Here is a 22,760-nt window from a genome sequence, read left to right as displayed (position 1 = left end):
CGGATCGGCGCCGCCGCCGCGGTCATAGTCGCCATAGTGGCCGCCGGAATCGTGATCAACGTCGCCAGCAGCCCCGATGACATGGGCAGCGTGGCAGTGACTCGCTCCCCCCGCCCGTCCTCGACGCAGGCCAGCCCGAGCCCAACGCCGCAAGCGGCGGCAACGGTGCCGTTGTCGGCGCTGCCCGGGCTGCTGCTGGATGTGGCGACCATCAGCAGCATCGAGGGCGCGACGAACATCGCGCCAACACCGGACGCCGGTAGCGACGACGTGGCCTACAGCGGCGTGAATACCGACCGGCCCGAATGCGGCGAGATCCAAATCCCCGCGCTCGAGTCCGAACTTGAGGGCACCGGTTGGGTAGGGATACGCACCCAGTCGCTGCAGGACCCGAAAGTCGTTGAGCACCTGGACAACAGCGCCGCGATCTACTTCACGACCGCCACGGCGGCCAGCGACTTCGTGGCCAAGCAGGCTGCGGCCTGGCCGAAATGCAACGGCGCCACCTTGCGCCTGCTCGAGCGGGGTCAACCAGACAGCATCTGGATGGCCAGCACGGTCGCCAACCGTGACGGCATGCTCAGCATCATCAACACCCAGGAAGGTGCGGGGGGCTGGCAGTGCCAACGGGCCATGACCGCCCGCAACAACATCGTCATCGATGTGCGCAGCTGCGGTAATAACCGCACCGATCAGGGCCTCAAGATCGCGACCCGGATGGCCGATCGTGTCAACCCCCGCTGACCAGACCCACCGTTGCTACTCGCGTGAGAAGAGTGGAGCGGCCATGGTTTGGATGCGCTTGACGCCCAATGTCGTTCGGCTGATCCTGGTGCTGGTGTCCTCGGCATTGATCACGCTGGTGGCCGGTTGCGCTGATGTCGTCAGCGGCACGGTGCGCGCGGCGCCGGACCTCAAACCGCGCCCGCTGGTCGGCGAAGTCATCAAGCAGGCGATGCTGACCGATGCTGAGTTGTCCCACGTGTTCGGTCAATCGTTCAAACTCGATGACAGTATGCCGCCGAAGTTCGGCGGCCCGGCAGAGATGTACTGGGACTGGCCGGGCGCTTCACGCAGCGATTGCGCCTCGCTGGCGCACATCCTGATGGGCGAGGCCTACCGTAATGCGCAGGTGGTCAACGTTGCTCACGAACAGTGGTGGGCCGCCGATGTCGGCGAATTTCCCACGGTGATCGATCTCGTCGAGGGTGTGGTCGCGTTACCGAACGCGGGGGCGGCCAATGCGTTGTTTGAGAAATTCGGTTCGCAGTGGTCGCGGTGCGCCGGTCAGCATCTCGACAGCGGCCTGGGATTTCAGAATGAGATCACCGAGGTGCACGCCGGTGCTTCAGTCGTGGAAGCCACCGTGGAAGAGGTAGACCTGCACACGAAACTGCGGCGGGTGCGCGCGCTCGGTGTGCGGGGCAATTGCCTGGTGGAGGTCGAGGCGGTCTATTTCCGCGACGTGGCGCCCGCGCCGGGCAAGGACGCCAGCGATGTGGCCAGGGCGATGATGGGCAAAATCAGCGATCGAAGCTGACGCCCTGGTAGTAGCGGCTACCATTCTCCCCATCGTTGCCGGCGCACACAGGCCGGCCGCGGGAGCTGAGAAAAGGAGGGATCGGACGTGCGCGACGAATCGGCGGCTGGGCCGATGGCGACGCTGCTCAACAGCGCGCGCGCCCGCCAGCTGGATGCTGCGGCGCGGAACCGCCTGCACCGCGTCGCGCGCGAGGCCGCACTGTTGTATCCGGACAATCCCGACTTACAGCAGTGCGCGGTCGACGCGGCGATCGACTATCTCAACGACAATGCTGACCTGGACGCTGACGGTGCCGAATGGCACCGCATTCGCGACCAGGAGAAGCGACTCGGTGCCCGAGTGCGCCAACTCGCGGTGATGGCGGTGGCCGACAAGGCTGTCTCGGAACGGCGGGCGGCCAGCGCCATCTTCATCGACCGCATGGCGTTGCGGCGCTGGTCGGGCAAACGGCCCAACAGGCGCCGGAGCGGATCAGCGAAAGCCGCCCGGTGAAGATCCGACACACAAGCATCGTCGCCGCGCGCCGGGGCTTATCGCCGCTGCTGCTAGGCCTCGCCGTAGTGGTCTTCGTGGGCAGCGGCTGCTCGAACCAGGTGACGGGGGTAGCCGTCAAGTCCGGCGGCCCGGCGCCCGCGGCGGCCAACGCGGCCCTGCTCGACCCCGGTAACTATCCGCGCCGGCCCCGGCCCCCCTTGGGCAGCGTTGCCGATGACGCCGCCGGGCGCCGCGTCGAGGCCCAGCGGATGGCCGACATGGTGGCCGGACCGTGGCAGATCGACGCCACGTTGATCAGCCCGACGAACGCCGAAATCGCGCCCACGACAGCGTTTCCCGAGCCCACACGGCTGTCGGCGCTGGTGCGTGGGGATTCGATCGCCGCGATCGCCGCCGCGCATCATTTCGTGGCCGGTTTCGTCAGTGGGCGCGCCACCCCGCCACCGCCACAGGGACAGGCCGGCGCTGACAAGCCCAAGATCCTGGACAACGGGGTGTTTCGGTTCCCCAGCCCCCAAGACGCGACGGATGCGGCTGCGGCGATGGCCGCCGCTGATGCGGGCACCATCCGCCCGGGCAACATCCCAGCGACCCGGCTGGCGATCCCCAACTATCCCAACACGCGGGCCTACGTGGCCCCGCTGTCAGGAGGTTTTGAAGCCTCAGCGTTCAGCGCGCACGGCCCGTACGTGTTTTTCCAGTTCGCCGGATCCAAGGAAAGCTCCGCGGCGGTCGCCGACATGATCGCCAAAACCCTGGATTTGCAAGGCCCGGCCGCTGACCACTTTCAAGCCACCCCGGTCGATCAGCTGGCCAGCTTGCCGGCCGACCCGACCGGTCTGCTGGCCCGCACCGTGCCGGCCACCGACCCCAACGTCAACCAGGGTGGGGTCTACTCCGCGCACGGCTCACTACATTTCCGATCCGACCCGGTTGCCACCCAGGCGATGTACAACGACGCCGGCATCACCCACGTCGCCGTCGACCGCACCACCATCTACGAGGCCGTCGATACCACCGGCGCCCAGCGCGCCGCTGATGGGCTTGCCCGCATCGACGTGCCGTTCCTGGGCTATCACTCCGCCCCCGGCATCAACGGTCTACCCTCAGCGCGCTGCTTTGACCGCGGGCCCGACATCACCGACCTGGGGGCGGTGCGGTTTTTGTGCATCGCCACCGCGGCGCGCTACGCGTTCAAAGCCACTGCGGCCCAAGAGGTTGAGGCCCATCAGATCATGGCTGCCCAATACCTGATGCTGACCGCGCCATGACCGGGCGCATCCGTTCCTGGTTGCGCGCCGCGGCCGTCGGAGTCGCGGCGCTGACGGTGGCCTGCAGTACCACGATCGCCGGCAGCGCGGTCAAAGCCCCCGGAGAGGCCAGGCCCGACGGTGTGAATCTGGCGTTGCTCGATGCTGGGAACTTCCCCACCACCCCCCGCGCCCCATTGGGGGTGGCCGGCGACGCGCTGCGCGGCGGCTGGGCCGAAGGGCGCCGCCTGGCCAGCGTGGTGGTGGGCCCGTGGGAGGTCGACGCCGACCTGATCGACTATGCGCAAATCGAATCCGGCGTGGTCAAAGACGTCGATGCGGTCAACGCGCTGCTCGGGGCCCCCCTAGGGGAGGCGCTTAACGGCCACAACTTGCTGGCCGGGTTTTCCAGCGCCCGTCACACCGACAAGGGCCCCTACAAGGACCTGCTGACCACGGTGTTGGAACTGGCCAGCCCGGCTGATGCGAGCGCCGCGATCACCGCGATGGCAGCCAAAGGCGCTGCCCTGACGATGCCCTTTGACACCAAACCCATCCCGACGCAACCGTTCTCGATTCCCCGATACCCAGCTACGACGGCACTGACCTACCAGTGGACAGCGCAATACCCCGACCCCGGCCCGCGGTTCTCGGTGACCGCCTTGACCGCACACGGACAATACGTGCTGGCACAAACAGCGACGTCGGCTGACAAACCCGATACGGCTGCCGGGTTGATCGCCACCACACTGGATTTGCAGCAGCCCCTGGTCGACAAATTCAAGCCGACCCCGCCGGATCAGATGGCTCAACTGCCGCTGGACCCCGATGGATTGATGGCCCACACGGTGGCCCCCCGCCAAGAAAACGAATCGATCAGCGACGGGATCTATGACGCCCATGGGGCGCTGCACCTGGCCACCGGCGACCCCGTCCACTTGGCGGCGATGTTCAAATCCGCTGGCGTGCAACAGGTCTCCTACGTCCTTGAAACCCGGGTCTACCAAACCCCCGACACGGCCTCCGCGGCGCGCCTCGTCGCCGATGAGACCGGGCCCAACCAGGTCGGCGGGATCAGCGGCATGCCCAAGGCGAAATGCTTCAACGAAACCCTGGGCTACTGGTGCGTGGCGCCCGCCGACCGCTACGCCTTCGAGATGCAAAACGAACAAGAACACGCTCTGCACCAGATGATGGCCGCCCAATACCGCATGCTGACAGGGAAATGAGCCGCTGAATGCCCCTTGATGTAGGAACTATCATCGCCGGCTACCGCATCGAAGGCGTGCTGGGCCAGGGCGGGATGGGCACGGTGTATCTGGCCCGCCACCCGACGCTGCCCCGCAGCGAGGCGCTGAAAATCCTGTCCGGCGAACTGTCCGGAGACCGCCAATTCAGGGAGCGCTTCATCCGCGAAGCCAACCTGGCCGCGAGCCTGGACCACCCGAACATCGTGCGGGTCTACAACCGAGGCGAAACCGACGGGCACCTGTGGATCGCCATGGAATACGTCAAAGGAACCGCGGCCAATGATTTGGACCGCGCCAACCTCACCCCGGCCCGTATCGTGCGCATCATCACCGACGTCGCCGCCGCACTCGACTACGCCCACTCACAGCACGTCTTACACCGCGATATCAAACCCGGCAACTTCCTCGTCGCAGCGCCCGGCAGTGAGCGTGAACGAGTGTTATTGGCGGACTTCGGCATTGCACGCGCTCTCGACGATGCCACCGCCCTGACCGCGACGGGCTCGATGGTCGGCACCGCGGCCTACGCCGCGCCGGAGACCATCGAAGGCCGACCCGCCGATCACCGCACCGACATTTACTCGCTGGGGTGTGCCCTGTTTCGGCTGCTGACCAGCCGCACCCCGTATGAGGACCCCTCCAACAAGTCCCTTGAGGCCATATTGGTCGGACACCTGATGCGGCCTGTCCCGCACCCCAGCGACATCAACCCCACGCTGCCACCGCAGATCGACGAGGTGATGGCTCGCGCGCTGGCCAAAAATCCAGCTGATCGTTTCCAGACCGCTGGCGAACTGGCTGCGGCGACTACCGCGGCGCTGACTAACAATCCGGCACCGCCAACCATTACCGGGCCTCGTCCCTCCCAGCCGACCAATCCCACCCTGACCTACCCACCTACCGGGCCTTCCCTACCGGCGGGCTCCGCACCGGTGTGGCCGGCCTATGATCCCCGCGCAGCATCCGCGAATGGAGCGGCGCCGCAGCCGTTCACGGGCGCACCGACCCCCTCAACCCCGACCGGTCGCCCAACCGAGTCCGGTCCTAAACCCAAGCGCCGCAACCGCACCCGGCTGATCGTGGGAGCAACCATCGTGGTTGCCGCGTTGGTCGCAGCGACAGTGGTGGGCATTCACCTGTTCGGCACCACCAGTACCGGATTGGGCCCATACCAACCGCAGACCCTGAACACCAAATTCGGCACCCTCAAACTCGAGCACCGCCCGATGGCCATCGCGGCGCTCGGAGCTGGCGACCCCGATGCCGTGCTCTCACTCGGCGCCCCTGTAGTGGTGATGAACGCGCCCGGGGCGACCACACCGAGCTGGCTGCAGCCGCTCATCCATTCCACCCCACCGGTTTTCGCCGCCGCTGACACCGCCGCCATCACCGCTGCCAAACCCGACCTCATCATCGACACCGACAACATCGACCAGACCACCTACAACTCGCTGGCCGCGATCGCCCCCACGCTGACCCAACCCGCCGACAACACCCAAGACTGGAACTGGCAGGCCCAGCTGAACTGGATCGCCACCGCGCTGGGCCGCACCGACACCGCCAAAACCTTGGTCGACAAGGCGCAGTCCGAGCAGAACCAGATCCGCTCCGAGCATCGAAGTTTCGGCGGCAAATCCATCGTCGCGGTCAACTACACCGGGACCAACACCACCGCGGCGGCGGTCCCATCACCGCCGAGCAGCTACCTGGAAAGCATCGGGTTTACCTACAACACCCACTACAAACGCGCCCCCGGCGGCCCACCAACCGTCCCGTTCAACATCGACGACGTCGACTACATCGCTCAACGCAGCGACGTCATGCTGCTGCTGCGCACCGACCCGGGCGCCGGCGGCGGCGGATACGGCGGCCTGCCCGCCAAATACAGCAGTTTCGGCGGCACGCTCGTCATCGTCGATGATCCCGCCACAATCGCCGCCCTCAACGCCGGCGGCCCAGCAGCCACTACCTACCTCAACACCGCGCTGGTCACCAAACTTGGCAACCAAATCCACTAAACCGCCAACGAGACACCGCGCGCCGCGTTCAGGCTGCAGCGCACGCGCGTTAAGAACCAGGCCATCGTTGAATCACGCTATCTGTGCAGTCAGGGGAATCCGTATGGCAATGCCAACCGAGGACAACGGAAACCGCGCCACCCTGGTCGACAATGTGGCGCTGCGACAAGCCGTCGCCGCCTTCGCCGCACAACCCAACCAGCGCGGGGCGCTCGAGGTACTCCGTTTGTGCATGTTCGGTGAGGTGCTTTTCGACATCACCGGATCCGATGCATTTACCGGCCAAACACCGTTCGCGGCCGGGTCTCGCCTCCAAATCCGCGGCGGCACAGGCCCCCATGGCAAAGGGTCGGCGCTGTTCGCTTATACCCGTCATGAGGAGATCGCCCGCCTGCACCCGCCGGGTACGCGCACGCAGTCATTGGTGCAGTCGGCTACCGGGGCCCTGGAGCTGGCCCAAAGCCAAGGCAACGACTGGCTCTATATCGACCCCGCCGGCCCCACCTGTGCATTGTCGGCCGCCGAAATCGATTTCGCCTTGCGCAATCCGAATAACGAGCCGCTCAAACGGGCGCTGGCCGATCACGCTGCCGGCAAGATCGACAGGCACACCGTCGTCGACGTGGTGCGCCAGAACGGACCGTTGGCGATCGCCGCCGACGATTCCCAAGGCGACGCGCAGATCGCCGTTCGCAACACCACACATCCCGACGGCAGCTCCAGCATCTTCGGCTTCACCAGCGGCCCAGAAGTTCTAGCTTGGAGCCCCGCTGATGCGGCCGGGCCCCTCACGGTCGAACAAGTGGTGAACATGGCTCGCGCGCAAGGCCACAGCGGGATCGTCATCAACCCGGCCGGCCCATACCTGTGGGTCTCGCTGGCCGAAATCACCCATTGAAAAATGAAGAACGCCAACATCTTTCACGCGCCGAGAGCCCGGCTCAAGGATATTGCTGCGAAACGATCGCTCATATTGATCGCGCTGGCACTTGCCTGGCCGGCGTTGGTCGGTCTGCCCCTGCATGCGACCGCAGCGCCCGATGACATTGATGCACTGATCGACGACGGCGGGCCACTGCCCAAACAGACCCGCGACCTCACGGCACTACCTGTTCTGCTGTTCACCACCCCTAGTGGCCTGCTGTGCAAAAAGACCGTGGTCAAGGTGATGCATGACGTGACGTGCGCGGGTGATCTGCCCGGGGCGTCGGCGGGGACCCGGGTGGTGACACTGCCCACGGTCTACGCCCAGGCCAACGGGCCGGCGCGGTTTCTGCCCACCCCGCACGAACGATTCTTCGGCGACACCACGGGCCAGGCGCCGGTCCTGCTGCCAGCGGGGCACAAAATCGTGTTCTGGGCGTTCTCGAACACCCAATCGCTGGTCTGCGGGGTGCCGCGATCGGTGGATCTGGTGTGCAGGCTCAACGCGCCGAAGGCCATCGGTGCCGACAACAGCGGTCCACAAACCCATGGCTTCGTGATCGCGACTCCCCACAGTCACGTCTTCTGACGACAGCCAAGACGCGCGCAGCGCCCCGACAGCATCGTTCGCTCACATCGTGATCGGTTATTTGTCTATCAGGTCGGCGATCAGGAGCTCGATTGCGTCGGCGACATCGGGCGTTACGGGGCGTTCGGCTTCGGCGTCTTCAAGGGCTGAGGCGGGCAGCCCGGAGCCGATGGCCGCCTCTTCCAGGCTCAGCTCCGCCCGGTGGCGGGCCCCGTAAAGCCGCTGCCCCAACGTCGCCGACGTGGAGGCGGCGGCGCGCATCATCACATCGTTGTAGGTGCGCCGCACACGGCTCAATGCCTTCATGGCCGCAGCGCCCCCAGTGGGCTGGCGCGCAGCAGTCAACGCCAGGCCCTCGAGCCTGCGCAGATCAGCCAGGATCGCAGTGGCTTTGGCGGTGAAGTCCGGGGCGTTCGGTTCAGGCAAGTCCGCGATGGTCACGCTGACGGCTTGCAGAGCGAGCTCGACCGTGCGCGAAATAGTCGGCGCGTGAATGGAGTCGGTCAACACCTCGGTCGCCTCGTCGCTACCAGCCTCAGGGACGGCCGCTGCTGCTAGCTCGCCCTCGCGTCGCTGCGCCTCGATGTACCCGGCGGGCAAGTCCAATTTCTTTTCCAGTTTTGCCAGCGTGCTGGGATGCGGCCAGCTGCGACCCAGCTCGAAATTGATGAGAGCGGACTGGTTATAGATCCCGTCGTTGTCCAGGCCCCGCTGGGAGATCCCCAACTGCTCACGACGCGCACGGACCGCTTGGCCAGCGCGCAGACGCCCCGCCGCGGCGATTTTCTCGGCTCGCGACGGGTGCTCGGTCTGAGCTGACCCCAGTGCCTGGGTCGACTCATCCTGAGTCACGTCGGTGGTAAGGGTCACGGCCACCCCATCTGGGGCCCCGAGGTGCAGGGTCGTGGTAGCGGTAATGGGTACCGGGGTGCGGCGTTCTCCGTCGACGAACATTCCGTTGGTGCTGACATCGACGGCGTACCAACCATCGGGGTGGGGTTCGAGGACAACATGGCGCCGTGAGACCCGCTCATCATCGATGTCGACCGCCGCCTCAGGATCTCTGCCGATGAATACGGCGCCCGCGGCGGCGTGAAGAGTGTGCGTCGCGCGACCGACCCGCACAATTAGCGCGGGCGTCGTCACTGGGCTGGCAATCAATCGTCGCTCCCTTTCCCGGTTGAAGCACTGACGCTCTGCTGTTAAACAAAGCGCTCGGCTAAATGTTACCTCATCCGAATCGTAAAGATGGGCTGGAAAGCACAGCGCCGCTGTCGAGGGCTTGCGGCGTTCTGCGATTCTCGCGTCGTGCGTACCGATGGGCGACTCACCACATTAATCCAGGTAGACACCCTATAGTGAGCTGCTGACGCGGTTGCTTCACCGGGCCCATGACGCGCAAGTGGGACGGCCTCACAAGCGTGCTGTGGTTTCAAAACCATTGCGCTATGGGGACTGCTTGGGTTACTGTTCGGGCACGATGCCATTGCTTCCCTCGGCCACGCACAGAGAAAGGTCGCCGATGCAACACGCACAGCAGCCGCCCCTGGCGCCACCGCGCCACCCGTACGCGCCGGGCATGCCGCCGGTCGCTCCCCAGGGCTTCTACGAACCGCCTATCCAGCCACTGCCCCGCCCACAAGCCTTCCCGATGACGCCCCAGGCCGGACCCTTCCCCTACCCGCATCCTCACCTACCACCAGGCGCGAACCCCTGGGCACCAACCGCCTTCACGGCCCGTGGTCCCCGAGTTGGCCTGCGCGGCAAACACCTTCCGCTCTACCTGGGCGGCGCGCTCACCGCGATCACCGCGGCGGTGCTCTTCGCGGGGCTCGTAGCACCCGGTTTTCTCGTCACCAAACAACTCGACGTCCGCGCTGTCGCAGCCGGCGTCACGCACGTCTTGTCCGATCCGAACGGTTACGCCGCCAAGAACGTCAGCGACGTCACCTGCAACGACGGCCACAACCCCACCGTTCTCAAGGGAGCCACCTTCACCTGCCAGGCCACCATTGACCACATCAAACACCAGTTCACGGTCACCTTCACCGACGACGCGGGTGGCTACGAGGTCAGCGCCCCGAAGGGAACAAAAATCTGACCATGCGCTTGGACGACATGGGCCAGCCGGCACGAATCCACTGCGGCCCGGCGCCAAAGCCGCCTAACCGCAACCTGTTAGGGGCGTGCCTAGCGCTGCTGGCGATGGTGGTGCTGGCGCTGGTGATCCTGCTGTTGTTCAACGAGTTGAGCAGCCCGGTGTTCGGGGTCAAACTCGAAGAGGGCTATTTCCCCGACAATTCCGCGACGATCGTGCATTCCGCACGAATCGGGGTCCTCACTTCGACCGGGTTGATCGTCGTCGCGACTGGCCTGGCCGCGAGCGCCGTGGCCGTACGCCCGCACCCATTTCTCCAGGTGGTCGCCGTGCTGACCCTGGTGTCCCTGATCCCGCTGCTACTGCTGCTCTTGTTCTGCTACGCCCTTGCCTTCTAAACCTCCTCGGGAGGACGGGAATTCTCCGTCCCGAAGCGCCGCGAAGTTTCGTGCGATTGCAGATGGGATCAGATCGTCCCACCGGGATCCATTGTCCCTCCTGGCGGGCTGCCATCCGCGCGGTGTCAGCGGGAGAGCTCGACGAGTTCTCCGCTGATTTCCCACCGCGAGCCGATGGGTTCAACGGCCAGCAGCTCACCGGCCACACACCAATCGTCTCCAGGGCTCCACTGGACACCCCCGGCACCGAAAGGCTTGACAAGCCGCGGCACAGCGCCGAGCACGCCGCGGCGTTGATCAAGCAGGTGCGCCTCGATTTCGGCGGCATCGGCCGCCAGCTTTGTCGCAAGCCGCGCCACAACTTCAGCAAGCACGGTCGCGTCTGCATGGGTGGCGAACACCGAGATGACGCCATCGAAAATGCCTTTTACCAAACCAGCACCCCACACCGGTGGTCGACCCCCGCGCGGCGGCCGGACCCGGACTCTGACACCAAAAGGTGTATGGGGCGTGCATTCTGGCTCGAATACCTTCACCGGCCCGCGCGCGAGCGCTAGCCACACTTGTTCCAGCTTCTTCTCGCCAGAGAACGCGCCTAGGTCCGTCCAGTCGAACGACGCCAGCAGTCGGCCCTGCCGCCAGTCGGTGAAGGAGGCCGACCGCGGTGCCAGCGCATAGCGGTAGCAGAACGGATACTCGCCACCATCCGGAGGGGCTGGCACGACAGCACCGTGCTCGAAGCGAATCCCGTTACACCCAGCGATCGCAAACGAGCCAATGTTGTAGAGCAACAGGTTTTCCACGTCAGCACCGTCGGGCTTTGCTCCGAAAAACGTGGCGTGCAGCACCTGGCCATCCGAGGGTTTGAGCTGCCTGCAGCGAGCCTGAATCTCGCTGCTTAGGTTCTTCTGGCGGACACGCCGGTCCCCAGACTGGATGTAGGCATCTGCCCAGGCCTCGACGACCGCACGCCCCGGCAATGGCCCGTGGACCACGCTGCGACCCTCATACTCACGGCGTGGGCCTGTTCGCCGGCTCCGCCCCGTCGTGGTGGATTCCAGGTTTCGCGGGCCCGAGTGGCAGATCGCGCACACCGCAAGCGGCTCCCCCACCTCTTTGATCGCCCACCGCTCGAGTTCGGCCGAATGCTGCGCACAGACCTTCACGTACGGTCCGGTCCAGCTGCCGGCGCGTGGGTTCGTCCCGTTGATCGTTCGGCACCTGGCACGGTGCACACGGGCGCCGGTGGCAGTGTGGCTGCGCGCAATGTTGATCACGAAGCCATCCGGGTGGTCAGTCAGCCAGGCTTGATAGCCCGCATCATCGTCGCGAAACTCCCGCGCACTCATCCCCAAACCTTCATCGTGCCCTGCGGGTCTGCACCCCGAGCCATCACCCGTGTCATCATTCCCACTGCCGCTGTGCTGCAGAAGGTTTCGTAGCATGCGCTGACTTCCCCGTGAAACTCCCACCGCCGCAGGGGGGCATTGCTGGCCGGTTATGAGTGGCGGGTGATGTTGTCATTGATCACGCGAGCAAGTGATGCGCCCGTGGTGATGGTGTTTTGCCCGCACGCGCGCACATCCACCACGACGTTGCGCCGCACACCCATCGCGCGCTCGCACTCACTGCCTTGGTGTTCGCTCGCCCCGGCGGGCAGCAACACCGTGCTGGCGATGCCGTCGGTCTCGCTGATGATCGTGATCGTGGCGTGGTCATCGGGTTGGCCGTTGGTGAAGGAAACGGTGACGCCGGTCAGTCGGCACCCTCGCCACGCCGAGAGCTGTTGGGTGTAAAACTGTTGCGCGGCAGCCTCATCGGAGAACGCCGCCACCGCCTGAATCACCTTGTGGCGTCCCGGACTGGCCTCCATCAGTCCTTGGACCGCCACGCCGGTATACCCCGACCCGGTGTAGGTGCTTGCCAACGCCGGGGCCACGGCGCTGGCGCACTTGGCCGGGTCTATCGACACGTCTGAGGCAAGCGACGTCGCCACCTCACGCGGTCGCATCTGCACGTCGTGGAGTACATTGCCGACCTGGTCGGCAGATGCCAGCAGGCTCGGCAGCGCTGCGATGTCTAGCGCCGGCGCCGCCGGCGAAGCGCTCGGTGACGGTGTCGGCGGCGCCGGCCTACTCGAGCTCGAGGCAGGTGCCCGCGTCGATGACGGCGCCGCCGAGTTCGACGTCGTCGTCGAATCGTTGCCGCCCACCACCACCAGCGTGATCACCACTACCGTGATCACGGCGGTGATCGCACCGGCAACCCACCAGGGCCAACGCCGGCGCCGCCGCGGCGGCGGGTATCCGATGGGCGGCATGCCCGGACCGCCCACGGGGTAGGGATACGGCGGCCCACCCGGTGGCCCCTGCCAGTGTGGTGGGGCTTGAGGCGACTGCCAGGCCGGGCCGGGTTGCGGGAAGGATCCTCCCCCCGGCGTCGGTGGCGGCGCTGGCGGGCGCTGCGGGAGGTTCATCGTCGGCTCATCGCCCTGCCCGGGCCCCCAATCGGTGCTCATTGCTCTAACCCTGCCTCAATACGGTGAAATCCTCAGTGGGATTGCGGATCCAATGCCTCGCCGGCGAGCGGCTGTCGTCGCACCGTGTTGCTGCTCGCTTACCGCGCCCGCACTGATCCAGCACCTGCGTGCGGCTCTGTTCAGGCGTCGGTGAAACGTTGGTAGCACAGGTCGTCGTTGCTGTTGACGACCCCGGAGCGAAATGCGGTGATCCGGGTAAACCCCGCCGGCACGGTCTGCCCGTTGACGTCGCTGGCCACCAGGTGGTTGGTCAACAGTCCGGCAACAGCTTTGTCGAGGTCCCCGGCAGTCAGGGTCAGCGCATTGCCCGACGGCACCGACACCGGGCCAGCCATTTTGCGGTGCGCCAGGCCGGTAAGGCAGGCGGTCCGCAATGCGCTTACCGGTGAATCGAGCTTGAGGCCGCGTTCGTGTTGCACCGCAAGGACATACCGCGACATCACCACCGACATCGCGGTGTCATCACCCTGGACAAGCACATGACCGGACTGCTCATTACCGGGCGCACCCATCTTTTGGAGCTGGGCGAGATCGACAGCGATGGTGTTGGTGGCCGGGCAGTATGAGGCGGGCGGGCTGGCTTGGGCGTCAGCGCAGCCGGCGGCGGTATAGGACAGCTGCGGGGGGCTTTTCAGGGCGAAGATCGCCCCGAGGGTGTCCATCAGCGACGACAGGGTTTGCTCGGTGATCGGCACTTCCCCGGTCTCTAAGCGACCGGATTGGTCGTAGGTCAACGCGATCGGCAAATCCCCGCGACGCTGCTTGACCTCGTTGTCGTCGATCGCGGCGCACGCCGAGGCGCCTGAGACAAAACCCATCTGGAAAGCACTGACACGGTCGAGCGCGGTGCCGTGGCCTTCTTCGATCAGCTCCCGATCGTCGGGGGTAAGGATCGGATCACGCAGGGTGATCAGGCCGGCCAGTACATGGTCGAGCCCGTCACCGGTACTGAGGGTGAAGCGCGTCGACTTGCCTTCGGCAACCCAGCGCATGTAGACACCGCCAAAGCAGTCCGCCTGCTGTTCTAGCACGATCGTCGAGGTGCCGCGGGGGGCGATGTTGGCCATGTCCTGAATGGCGTGACCATACTCGTGAGCGAAGATGCCTGTGACCGGCATCGATCCGAAATATGTTTTGCCGGTGGGGATTAGCACCCCGCGGTCCCAGGCGATCAGGTTGCAGCGCGGCGAGAACAACGCGTTGATCAGTTTGTAGGTTCGGTGATGGCATACGGCAGGGCTAGCCGGATCCTCGGAGTCGTAGGAGACGAGTTCGTCGACGGGCTTGAATTCGCCTCTGAAAAATTTGCTGTAGTTGGAGCGCCAGAAACTTTGAATGTCGTTGACCGACAACAGCACCAAAGTGTCGTCGTCACCATGATCGGTGTTTTCCACTGTGCCGGTGGGTTGGGGTGCGTCGCTGCGAGGTCCGCTTGGGCCGTCGACCGCCAGCAGGCCCCCGACGTGGAAAGGGTCGTAGAGCATCGAGGCGCCGTGTCCTTTGATGACGGTGGTGCACCCCGCGGCGGCAACGGCGATCATCGCGACGACGCTGACCGCCGTCGCCGCAGCGACCGCACCGCGCAGTCGGCTATTCACGAGGCAACCTTATCGTCGCAAGATCCGCGCGCCCCCCGTTCTGTGCGGCCCACGCGTGGTCCGCACAGAGCAGCACATGCGTGCTAGTATGTGCGTATGAACGGTTCGGCGGCGCCCGCGTTGGGAGCCCTATTGGCCAAGCACCGGATTGACCTCTCGGTGGAGGAGGTTCTCAACGAGCTAGATTCCGCGTTTGCGGCGATCCCGGGAGCAACCACGCTGTCGAAGACGGAGGTGGACTTTCTTCGCACCCACGCCGAACCCAGCGCCGAGGCAGTCATCGAGACATGGTCGGCCGACGATGAGCGCCAAGCCCGCGCCCGTGTTGCGTTGCGGCAACTCACCGGCGCGCTTTCTGGATCGGTCAGCATCAAAGAAGCCGCCGCGATCTTGGGTGTCGATCGGTCGCGCGTGTCACGGCGGATCACCGGAAAAGCGCTATGGGCCTTCGATCTTCAGGGAAGCCGACGCATCCCCCGCTGGCAGTTCCTCGGGAAGGAGCTGCTTCCGGGCTTGGACGTAATCGTGCCTGCGATACCACGCGACGCCACCCCCGCGGTCCTGGATGCGTTCATGCACACCGCGCAGCCCGACTTTGACAACCGCACGCCGATCGAGCATCTGGCCGCCGGCGGTGACCCCGAGTTGGTCGCCGGCTTCCTCCAGGATCTCGGACGCTGGTGAGCCCCCAGCTCAAACCGAAAGCGCCCCGAACACCCCCCGCGCAGCTCGTCCAAGAACCGCAAGACACCATCGACTACACCGGCACGCTATGGCGGGTCCACCGCACCGCCGGCGAGCACGTACTGCCGTGGAACCAACTGCGCACCTACGGGCCGCTGCCATCGATGCGGTGGGACCCCCACCCGGGCCCTGCACCTGGCGCACGCAGCGACGGTGTGCTGTATGCCGCAGCCGATCTCGCAACCAGCCTGGCCGAGGTCTACCAAACAACGCGCGTGATCGACACCCGCGCAGGCACTCCGACCCTGACCGCCTGGCACCCCCAGCGGCCACTGCACCTGCTCGACTTGTCCACAACTTGGCTGCTGCGCAACAGCGCCTCGACCGCACTACTGGCCGCGCCACGCTCGGTATGCCGGCGCTGGGCCCGCGCTATCTACACGACCTGGCCTGACCTGGACGGGCTCTACGTCCCGTCGACGATGACCGGGCGGCCCAACATTGTGCTGTGGACCGCGGCCGCCGACTCTATCCCGATGATGCCGGCGTTCTCACGCCCGCTCGCGCACCCGCTCGTCTGGTCGATCACGCAAGCAGCAGCTGGCGAGATTGGCTACACGATCCTATGACCATGGCCCCCGATGATGAGCCCATCCAGCCGGGGCCAATGACACCCGAGGGCGCTATCACCGTTCACACGATGGGCGTCCACTACCGGTGGCAAATTCCTGAGGTGGTCCGCCAGCAACTGCGGCTCGCACATAGCCTGCGCGAGGATCTAGTCACCTTGCAACTGGCCTACGACGAAGACATCAAGGCGATCTGGTCGTCGTATCCGACGGTAGCGGCCGCTGAAGCTCACGTCGCGGCGACCGAAGCGGAGGCCATCGCGGCCAACGAGGCACTGAAGGCTGCCCGCTCCGCAGCCAGAGGCAAACGCGTGAACACCGCGATCACCGAGCGACTACACGACGCCAGGACCGCACTCAAAGCCGCACGCCACGCCCGCCGCGAAGCGATCGCCGACGTGAGGCAAGACGCCGCGCAGCGCCGCCGCGACCGCGGCGCACAACTGGCGGCCGAGCAGAAAGCCCTCTACCGCACCTACTGCCAACACGGCGACCCGACGCTGTTCTGGGCGACGTTCAACAGCGTCATGGACGAACATAAAGCGGCGGTACGCCGAATCCAGCAACAGCGCGCCCAAGGCCGCCCAGCTGCGCTGCGCCACCACCGCTTTGACGGCACCGGCACCCTCGCGGTCCAACTGCAGCGAACCGCCGGCGCGCCGCCACGGACTCCGATGCTGCTCGCCGATCCCGCCGGGCGCTACCACAACGTCCTGCACCTGCCGTGGGTTGACCCCGACCAATGGGCATCCATGACCCGCGCCGAGCAGCGCCACGCAGGACGCATTACGGTGCGGATGCGATGCGGATCCCTTGGGGGCCAACCACAGTGGATTGACTTGCCGGTCCAAGCCCACCGCTGGCTGCCCCAAGACGCCGATATCACCCGCGCCAAACTCACCGTCACCCGACTCGGCGCCGATCTGCGGGCGCGGCTTTCGATCACCGCGCGGCTCCCCCATCCGACTGTCCCCCGCCGCGGCGATCTCCCCACCCTGGCCATACATTTGGGCTGGCATGCCATCGATGAGGGCGTCGTGGTCGCGCATTGGCGCACAGACCGACCAGTGGCGATCCCACCCGAACTGGCCGACGTGATCGTGCCCATCGTCGAGGGAATCTCGGGCCGCATCATCGCGCCCGGCTCCATCGGGACCCGGCTAGAGCGCTACGCCGAGATCGCCTCGGCTCGCGATGCGGCATTGAACGACATCCGCGACCGGCTGAGCACGTGGCTTGCCGACCACGGACCGCGGCCTCATCCGATCCGGCCCGACGAACAGATCACCGCCGCCGATGCTGCGCGGTGGCGCTCCCCCGCTCGATTCGCCGCCCTCGCGCTCGCCTTGCGCGGCTCCGACCTCGAGATCGCCCAACCGCTTGAAGCGTGGCGGCGGGCCGACAAACTGTTATGGCAACAGCAAGCGCACGGCCGTGCACGAGCCCTCGGCCACCGCACGGACTTGTGGCGGCGGGTTGCAAGCGCGCTGGTCAGCCAGTGCGGGCGCCTGGTCGTGGATGACACCAATATCTCCGCCGTGATCCGAAACACCATGGAGCACACTAGGATTCCCGCCGATCTACAGCGCCAAATCGATCGCCGCCGCGATCATGCAGCGCCAGGCGCTCTGCGGTCGAGCATGGTCGCCGCAGCCACCCGCGACGGCGTCCCGGTGATAGTGGTGCCCGCTGCGGGGTTGAGCCGAATCCACGCCGGCTGTGGATATGAGAACCGGGTAGAGAGCCGACGGCGGCGCCGCAAAATCATTTGCGCCGGGTGCGGTCGCACCTATGACCCCGATCTTTCAGCGACGGCGCTGATGCTCGCTCGAGCGGCGCAACCACCGGTGCAGCCTTGACCCGGCGGCGCAACGCGGCGCCGGGTACAATCTGAGATGAGTTCGCCCAGCGATCCGGGCTCGTAGGATCGACGGGTCATTCTAAGAGGCACGGACCCACTGCAACATAAGCCTCGCCCAGCGATCCGGGCCCAAAGGATCGACTCCTTCTCCGGTTGGCAGGCAACCTGCAACGGATATCCTCAAGCGACGCGCTGAGAGGCGCGGAGGATTCCTGCTGTCCCGCAGTCAGATTCGTGCCGGATAGCGACGGCTCTCATTGCTGCTGTCGGTACCGCTGATCGTCGCGGCGCTCGGCTACGAGAGGTAACCCGCCTCGTGGTGCGCAACCGCAGTCTCATCGGCCATGCCGCGCAGACTACAGACACATACGGTCGGGCCCCGGGAGCCGACGGGTTAGTCGGGTCGGCCCACTTCGTAGTTGCCGTTGTTGTCCAAGAACGTCACGGTGACCTGGCGAGGCGTGCCGTCGACGCTAACGCGGCAGGTGAAACTGGCGCCCTGCGTCACAGGAACATTCGCGCCGTCATTGCATTTGACGTCGGAAACGTTCTTGTCGCCGTAGCCGGTGACCTCGTCGGTCAGTACGCGTTGGACCTCGGCTTCGGCAGCCCCGATGTCGAGTTTCTTGGTGGTTAGGAAGCTGGGCTTGGACAAACCGATAGCCACAGCTGTCGCCAGGAGCGCGCCAGCCAGTCCCAGGCCACCCCACAACAGGGCCTTGGACCGCTGACGGCGCCTGGGGCGTGCGGGTGCAACCGGGCCGTAGGGCGCGGCGGCGTAAGGCCCGGGCGGCGGGAAGCTGTACTGGCTGGCCGGCCCATAGTGCAGTGGTTGGGGAACGAAACCCGGCTGGGGAACCACCGGCGCTGATGCGTTCTGGGGCGCAGCAGGCGGATAGCCCGGTGCAGGGGCAGGCCTCGGATGCTGCGGCGGCGGCGCCATTGGCGGAGGCCCAGATGGCGGGCTGGCTTCCTGGTTCGGGATCGGCTGCCAGTTCCCACGTTGTCCGTACTGTCCATCGGAAGCGGCCTGGAAAGGCCTACCTCGTCGACTGTCATCTGCGACGTCGGCGTCTTCACTGCGTCGCGGCTCGAGCGACGGGGGCGCCACCATGGTGCGCTCAGGGTCGTCAACCAACTGCTGAGGGTTGGGCACCACGACGGTGCGTTCTTCGTCGTCGTGCGAGTGCCCGCGGGGCGCGACCACCGTGCGCTCCGGATCATCATGCGGTGCGACCAGGCGGGATTCTTCGCCGCCTTCTCGCGCCAATGACCCCGCGGCGCTGGTGGTCTTTCCGTCCTCCGGACTGTTCATCATCACTCCCTCGCCTGGCTCATGATGTTACGCAAAGGTGCGTCGCGCAGCTCCTTTGCCGGGCAAGGTCGAGGAGAAGCGGGAGGTGCCGGGATCCGCGGCTGCCGTCCTCTCGCCGGTCGTCGCCGCATGCGGCGATCGCGCTCGCGACCCGCGTCGGGCCGCGGCCACCCCGACAAATGGCTGCCCCTGGTGTGCTCAAATACGGGTATGTGGGGACGATTCCGCTGAGCAAGGGCGACTCCATGGATCCCTACGAGCAGGCGCTACTTTGGACGCAGGCCCAGCTGGGCATCGTCGTCACTGCTGAGGAACGGATGCACCTGGTCGCGATCAGCGATCACGTCGTAACCGATTGCATCGGCAAGCAAGTCGAAACGCTCACCGCTCGTGGCGGCGTGGTGTTTTGGCTCGGCCATACCGGCCGAAATGCGCCGGTTAATCGCATGGCGACACTCAATCTCCTTGCCGCTGCGACGATGTCGGCATTCACCCTGCCCTTGCTGCGGGGTCCAGTGTTGATCACGGGGGCTGATCCGGAAGGCAGCCCGAGCGGGCTTTCAGGCTCTCAATTCCAGCTCCTGAAATCCGGGCCGGGCGCGAACCGGCGGCAAAGACTCATCTTCCGGCTTCGTGAGCGCCGGATGGATTGACCTATCCGCTCGGGCGTCAGGGCGGGCTTTCGGCTGGTTGCCGATCTGGGCCCGCGCACCGGCCGGTTCCCGGATGAAGTTGCACTAGTACGGCTGCAGCAGTTACGGCTTGACGTTTCCCAGCATTGCAGTGGCCACCCGTTTGGCATCGGGGACAGCCCATGCAGGATCCCGCGGCCATCCCTGAGCGGGGTCGTAGTTTGAAGCGATCTTCGGGACCTGGCAGCTGCGCGTTTCGACGATGACGTTCCCGTGGGCTCCCATTGCCTGCTGGCATGCATCTGGCCCGTTCTCCCCACTATTTGTGGCCATGGAAACGGTGATGAGGTCTCCTTGCCGCTGCACTAGGCCCAAGACATAACCGGCGCCGTTCTCGAAGCCCAGGGAGGCATCGACTTCACTTTTCGCACAGGTATTCCATTGAGCCTGCGACGCATTCAAGAAATCCTGAGCGTCTTTCGCGGAGCGATACACCGCTGCGGTTTGTTCGATGAGGTGCGGGCCCGGCGAACCGAGGTACACGTGACCAATGGTTTGAGTTTTGATTTCGGTGGGCTGGGAGGGGGCATAGACGTCATGCTCACCGGTGAACACCACGCCAACACATGATCGTGGCGTGACTTGGCTTGAATGATCCGACATCCCGTACGACGACGCTTCAATGGCAAGGCCGCCGCCCCCATCACCGGCGGGAGTGCTGGCGACGGTCACTCCGAGCACCTTGCTTAGCTGGTCAGCAGTCAGCAAGACTTGATCGATCGCCTTTGGCGAGAATAACGGCTGCGTTGGTGACGTCGGCGATCCACTGACTGATCCGACGCGATCAGATCCATCGAGGAGCATCACGCCGTTCACCAACACCACTTTGAGCCAACGGGTTTCGGTACTTGATGTTCCGTCTGGTCGGACGTACTTGAGTTCGGCAACCACGCTGCTGGCGTCGCGGGGGCTGACCGAAAGAACGGTCACCGACTGTATTGTCGCCCAGAAATCAACGAATTCACGTTGCCCTGTTTGGTTTTGGTCATTGCTATCGAGTTTTGTCCACGCGTCTGTGGGATGAGCTGGGAGCTCCCCGTAATAGCTGGTGACGAAATCCCGCATGTTCTCGAACGTGACCGGTGACGCAGCCGGCGCCGCGGTAGTTGCGGTGCTCGGCGCGGATTGGTCGTGCGAGGACTGCCGCATCAGCAACGCGGCCGCGCTGATTGAAGCGCCCACAAGAACAGCGACGGTGACGGCTACGGCTACCCGCCGTCGCCGCGATGGCCCGGCCTCGGCATCGACCGAAGGGGTAGCCCGCGGCGCTGACACGGTAGGAGCCGACGGTGTTGAGGCACTGGCAGAATCGAGTTGTTCGGCCAGGGCGTGCACGAAATCGGAGCAACGTTCGAAGCGGTCTTCGGGACGTTTGGCGAGACCGGCGGCCAGCACGGGGTCGAATTTGGCAAGTGCCGGTCGCAGGTCAGCCAAAGCTGGTGGAGGCACATTGAGGTGACGGCTGATGACAACCGCGGGGTTTGAATTGTGGAAGAGCTGCGAGCCGCAGAACAGATGGTAAGCCGTGGCAGCCAGTGCGTATTGGTCCGCACGACCATCGAGGTCTTCGCCGAGTAACTGCTCCGGTGCACAGTAGGCCACCGTGCCCACCGTCATGTTGGTCTTCGTCAGCCCGCTGATGTCGTCGACGTTACGAGCTATCCCGAAGTCGGTCAGCAGGATTCGTTGCTCACCCTTGTCGTCGAGATGGGTGAGCATGATGTTGGCTGGCTTGACGTCTCGGTGGAGCAAAGCTTGCTTGTGGGCGTGGTCTAGCGCGCTGGCGACGCCGCTGACGATGCGGACGACGTCTTCGGGGGGCATTCCAGCGGGGTATCGATCGGCCAGGAGCCGGGCAGCGTCAAGTCCGTCGACGAAGTCCATCGAGATCCAGAGTTGACCATCTTCTTCCCCGCGGTCGTGGACACCGACGATGTGGGGGTGCCACAGCGTCGACGCGAGATCGGCTTCGCGGTTGAAGCGGGCCCGGAATTCGTCGTCGGCCGACCACTCGCGAGGTAGCAGCTTGAGGGCATCTCGGCGCGGTAACCGTGGGTGTTGGGCGAGATACACCTCGCCCATTCCGCCCGACCCAAGCAAGCGAATGATGGTGTACCCGGCGAACGTCTGGCCGGTCGTCAATGGCATAGCGTTGACGTCCTCCCCGCAGTCATTGCGGGCCGGCCAGCTGTGGTTTCACGGCTCCTGAGAGTAATGAGCCGCCGTCGGTCCCGACGGGAGAATTTAAGAACTGAGTACTCGGGGACCCCGGGGCTCAGCTCGCGGCTGTCGGCGGCCGAGGTCCGACCGCTGCGAAAAACGGTTCACGCCGGCGCTCAGATGTCAGGGGCGGTCGTGCGGCTGTTGAGGTAAGTCGCGGTGGCCACCAGCACGGTGTAGCTGGCGATGTTCACCGAAACCAGCAACGCAATAGGGGCTCCGTGGAACGCCGCCGTCAGCGCGAGAGTAAGGCCGTAGCTGGTGCCGCCGGATAGCGCCAGGCCGGTCAGCCAGCCCAGTGCCTGATTTGAGGGGGATCCGACTGCCACCACCAGCAGTTCCGACAGGTGGGGGTGGCGGTCTAGGAAGGCTTGGGCCGCACCAGTTCTGCGCCCGTTTTGGACTGCGGTTCGTCGTTGCCGTTCCCAGGAGGCGGCCAGGTGTATGCCGGCGGCGAAAAACAGCAGGGCCCCGGCGCCGGCTGCGATTACCGCTGCTGTCGGTACAGGGCCGTGCTGGCGATGGGGGCCGAAGATGGCATCGAGGGCCGTGAACGCGAGCACGTAGAGCGGCATCAACCAGATCAGTACGCGGGTCATGCCCAGGTAGCCGTGGCTTGGGTTCTGGTCTGCATTCGTCCACATCTAACACAGTTGT

At 65.4% G+C, this 22,760-nt stretch carries 21 protein-coding genes and 2 pseudogenes; 15 read left to right on the top strand and 8 right to left on the bottom strand.

Annotated elements, in window-relative coordinates:
- From DQP57_RS17815 to DQP57_RS17780, 8 genes are all read left to right on the top strand, one after another.
- Nucleotides 1-744 (top strand): sensor domain-containing protein (locus tag DQP57_RS17815; RefSeq protein ID WP_205869153.1); only part of this gene is annotated, 744 nt, incomplete at its 5' end.
- A 106-nt stretch (nt 745-850) separates the two neighbouring features.
- On the top strand, nt 851-1,540 hold the full coding sequence (locus tag DQP57_RS17810) for a sensor domain-containing protein (RefSeq protein WP_165821835.1): 690 nt from the start codon (nt 851-853) through the stop codon (nt 1,538-1,540).
- Between the two features lie 87 nt (nt 1,541-1,627).
- Nucleotides 1,628-2,035: a hypothetical protein gene (locus DQP57_RS17805; RefSeq protein ID WP_064893170.1), complete on the top strand. Its 408-nt coding sequence runs from the start codon at nt 1,628-1,630 to the stop codon at nt 2,033-2,035.
- Nucleotides 2,032-3,309 (top strand): DUF7373 family lipoprotein, encoded by a 1,278-nt coding sequence (locus DQP57_RS17800; protein WP_231119567.1) that lies wholly within the window; start codon nt 2,032-2,034, stop codon nt 3,307-3,309. Before DQP57_RS17805 ends, DQP57_RS17800 begins: the two co-directional genes overlap by 4 nt.
- Entirely contained in the window at nt 3,306-4,517 is a 1,212-nt protein-coding gene (locus tag DQP57_RS17795; protein WP_064893168.1) for a DUF7373 family lipoprotein, read from the top strand. Before DQP57_RS17800 ends, DQP57_RS17795 begins: the two co-directional genes overlap by 4 nt.
- A gap of 8 nt (nt 4,518-4,525) precedes the next feature.
- Nucleotides 4,526-6,556, top strand: coding sequence for a serine/threonine-protein kinase (locus DQP57_RS17790; RefSeq protein ID WP_064893166.1), 2,031 nt, complete (start codon nt 4,526-4,528; stop codon nt 6,554-6,556).
- Between the two features lie 103 nt (nt 6,557-6,659).
- A complete protein-coding gene (locus tag DQP57_RS17785) occupies nt 6,660-7,454 on the top strand; it encodes an SseB family protein (RefSeq protein ID WP_240631805.1) in 795 nt (264 codons plus the stop codon).
- Nucleotides 7,455-7,529: 75 nt separating this feature from the next.
- Nucleotides 7,530-8,069: a hypothetical protein gene (locus DQP57_RS17780; protein ID WP_240631804.1), complete on the top strand. Its 540-nt coding sequence runs from the start codon at nt 7,530-7,532 to the stop codon at nt 8,067-8,069.
- A gap of 57 nt (nt 8,070-8,126) precedes the next feature.
- Here the strand turns inward: DQP57_RS17780 and DQP57_RS17775 are convergent, their stop codons facing one another.
- Nucleotides 8,127-9,230, bottom strand: a complete 1,104-nt coding sequence (locus DQP57_RS17775) for an FHA domain-containing protein (protein ID WP_081284094.1) — start codon at nt 9,228-9,230, stop codon at nt 8,127-8,129.
- Nucleotides 9,231-9,591: 361 nt separating this feature from the next.
- On the opposite strand from DQP57_RS17775, the gene DQP57_RS17770 reads away from it, so the two are divergent.
- Nucleotides 9,592-10,170, top strand: a complete 579-nt coding sequence (locus DQP57_RS17770; protein WP_231119565.1) for a DUF4333 domain-containing protein — start codon at nt 9,592-9,594, stop codon at nt 10,168-10,170.
- A 2-nt stretch (nt 10,171-10,172) separates the two neighbouring features.
- Nucleotides 10,173-10,565, top strand: a complete 393-nt coding sequence (locus tag DQP57_RS17765) for a hypothetical protein (protein WP_064893159.1) — start codon at nt 10,173-10,175, stop codon at nt 10,563-10,565.
- A gap of 125 nt (nt 10,566-10,690) precedes the next feature.
- On the opposite strand, the gene DQP57_RS17760 is transcribed toward DQP57_RS17765, so the two are convergent.
- Both DQP57_RS17760 and DQP57_RS27260 read right to left on the bottom strand, forming a co-directional pair.
- On the bottom strand, nt 10,691-11,914 hold the full coding sequence (locus DQP57_RS17760) for a hypothetical protein (protein WP_064893157.1): 1,224 nt from the start codon (nt 11,912-11,914) through the stop codon (nt 10,691-10,693).
- A 149-nt stretch (nt 11,915-12,063) separates the two neighbouring features.
- The gene (locus DQP57_RS27260) at nt 12,064-12,633 is read right to left on the bottom strand and encodes a sensor domain-containing protein (protein ID WP_254902468.1); all 570 of its coding nucleotides are present in this window, start codon (nt 12,631-12,633) and stop codon (nt 12,064-12,066) included.
- Nucleotides 12,634-12,640: 7 nt separating this feature from the next.
- Between DQP57_RS27260 and DQP57_RS27255 the strand changes: the two genes are divergently transcribed.
- Complete coding sequence (locus DQP57_RS27255; RefSeq protein ID WP_036473540.1) at nt 12,641-12,907, top strand: hypothetical protein; 267 nt, start codon at nt 12,641-12,643, stop codon at nt 12,905-12,907.
- Between the two features lie 316 nt (nt 12,908-13,223).
- Here DQP57_RS27255 and DQP57_RS17750 read toward each other — a convergent pair whose 3' ends face one another.
- Complete coding sequence (locus DQP57_RS17750) at nt 13,224-14,645, bottom strand: peptidase (RefSeq protein ID WP_196771086.1); 1,422 nt, start codon at nt 14,643-14,645, stop codon at nt 13,224-13,226.
- A gap of 153 nt (nt 14,646-14,798) precedes the next feature.
- On the opposite strand from DQP57_RS17750, the gene DQP57_RS17745 reads away from it, so the two are divergent.
- From DQP57_RS17745 to DQP57_RS17735, 3 genes are read left to right on the top strand one after another with little or no spacing between them, the layout of a single operon-like run.
- Nucleotides 14,799-15,386 carry a helix-turn-helix domain-containing protein gene (locus tag DQP57_RS17745; RefSeq protein ID WP_064893152.1) on the top strand — a complete coding sequence of 196 codons (588 nt, stop codon included), beginning with the start codon at nt 14,799-14,801 and terminating at the stop codon, nt 15,384-15,386.
- A complete protein-coding gene (locus tag DQP57_RS17740) occupies nt 15,383-16,015 on the top strand; it encodes an RES family NAD+ phosphorylase (RefSeq protein ID WP_064893150.1) in 633 nt (210 codons plus the stop codon). Before DQP57_RS17745 ends, DQP57_RS17740 begins: the two co-directional genes overlap by 4 nt.
- A gap of 2 nt (nt 16,016-16,017) precedes the next feature.
- A complete protein-coding gene (locus DQP57_RS17735) occupies nt 16,018-17,874 on the top strand; it encodes a hypothetical protein (protein ID WP_064893148.1) in 1,857 nt (618 codons plus the stop codon).
- 396 nt (nt 17,875-18,270) lie between these two features.
- Here the strand turns inward: DQP57_RS17735 and DQP57_RS17730 are convergent, their stop codons facing one another.
- Complete coding sequence (locus tag DQP57_RS17730) at nt 18,271-19,191, bottom strand: DUF4333 domain-containing protein (RefSeq protein WP_231119564.1); 921 nt, start codon at nt 19,189-19,191, stop codon at nt 18,271-18,273.
- A gap of 245 nt (nt 19,192-19,436) precedes the next feature.
- Here DQP57_RS17730 and DQP57_RS17725 point away from each other — a divergent pair, with 245 nt between their 5' ends.
- Nucleotides 19,437-19,844 (top strand): hypothetical protein, encoded by a 408-nt coding sequence (locus DQP57_RS17725; protein ID WP_133259261.1) that lies wholly within the window; start codon nt 19,437-19,439, stop codon nt 19,842-19,844.
- 102 nt (nt 19,845-19,946) lie between these two features.
- Here the strand turns inward: DQP57_RS17725 and DQP57_RS17720 are convergent.
- From DQP57_RS17720 to DQP57_RS17710, 3 genes and pseudogenes are all read right to left on the bottom strand, one after another.
- A pseudogene (locus DQP57_RS17720) lies at nt 19,947-20,600 on the bottom strand (sensor domain-containing protein); the annotation flags it as partial.
- Nucleotides 20,601-20,957: 357 nt separating this feature from the next.
- Nucleotides 20,958-22,031, bottom strand: a pseudogene (locus DQP57_RS17715) (serine/threonine-protein kinase); the annotation flags it as partial.
- Between the two features lie 188 nt (nt 22,032-22,219).
- Nucleotides 22,220-22,702 carry a hypothetical protein gene (locus DQP57_RS17710; RefSeq protein WP_064893140.1) on the bottom strand — a complete coding sequence of 161 codons (483 nt, stop codon included), beginning with the start codon at nt 22,700-22,702 and terminating at the stop codon, nt 22,220-22,222.
- Nucleotides 22,703-22,760: the final 58 nt, after the last annotated feature.

It is taken from the genome of Mycobacterium colombiense (genome assembly GCF_003284935.1).
Lineage (GTDB): Bacteria > Actinomycetota > Actinomycetes > Mycobacteriales > Mycobacteriaceae > Mycobacterium > Mycobacterium arosiense_A.
Note: the sequence above shows the minus strand (reverse complement) of the source record. Positions and strands in the feature narration are given on the sequence as shown.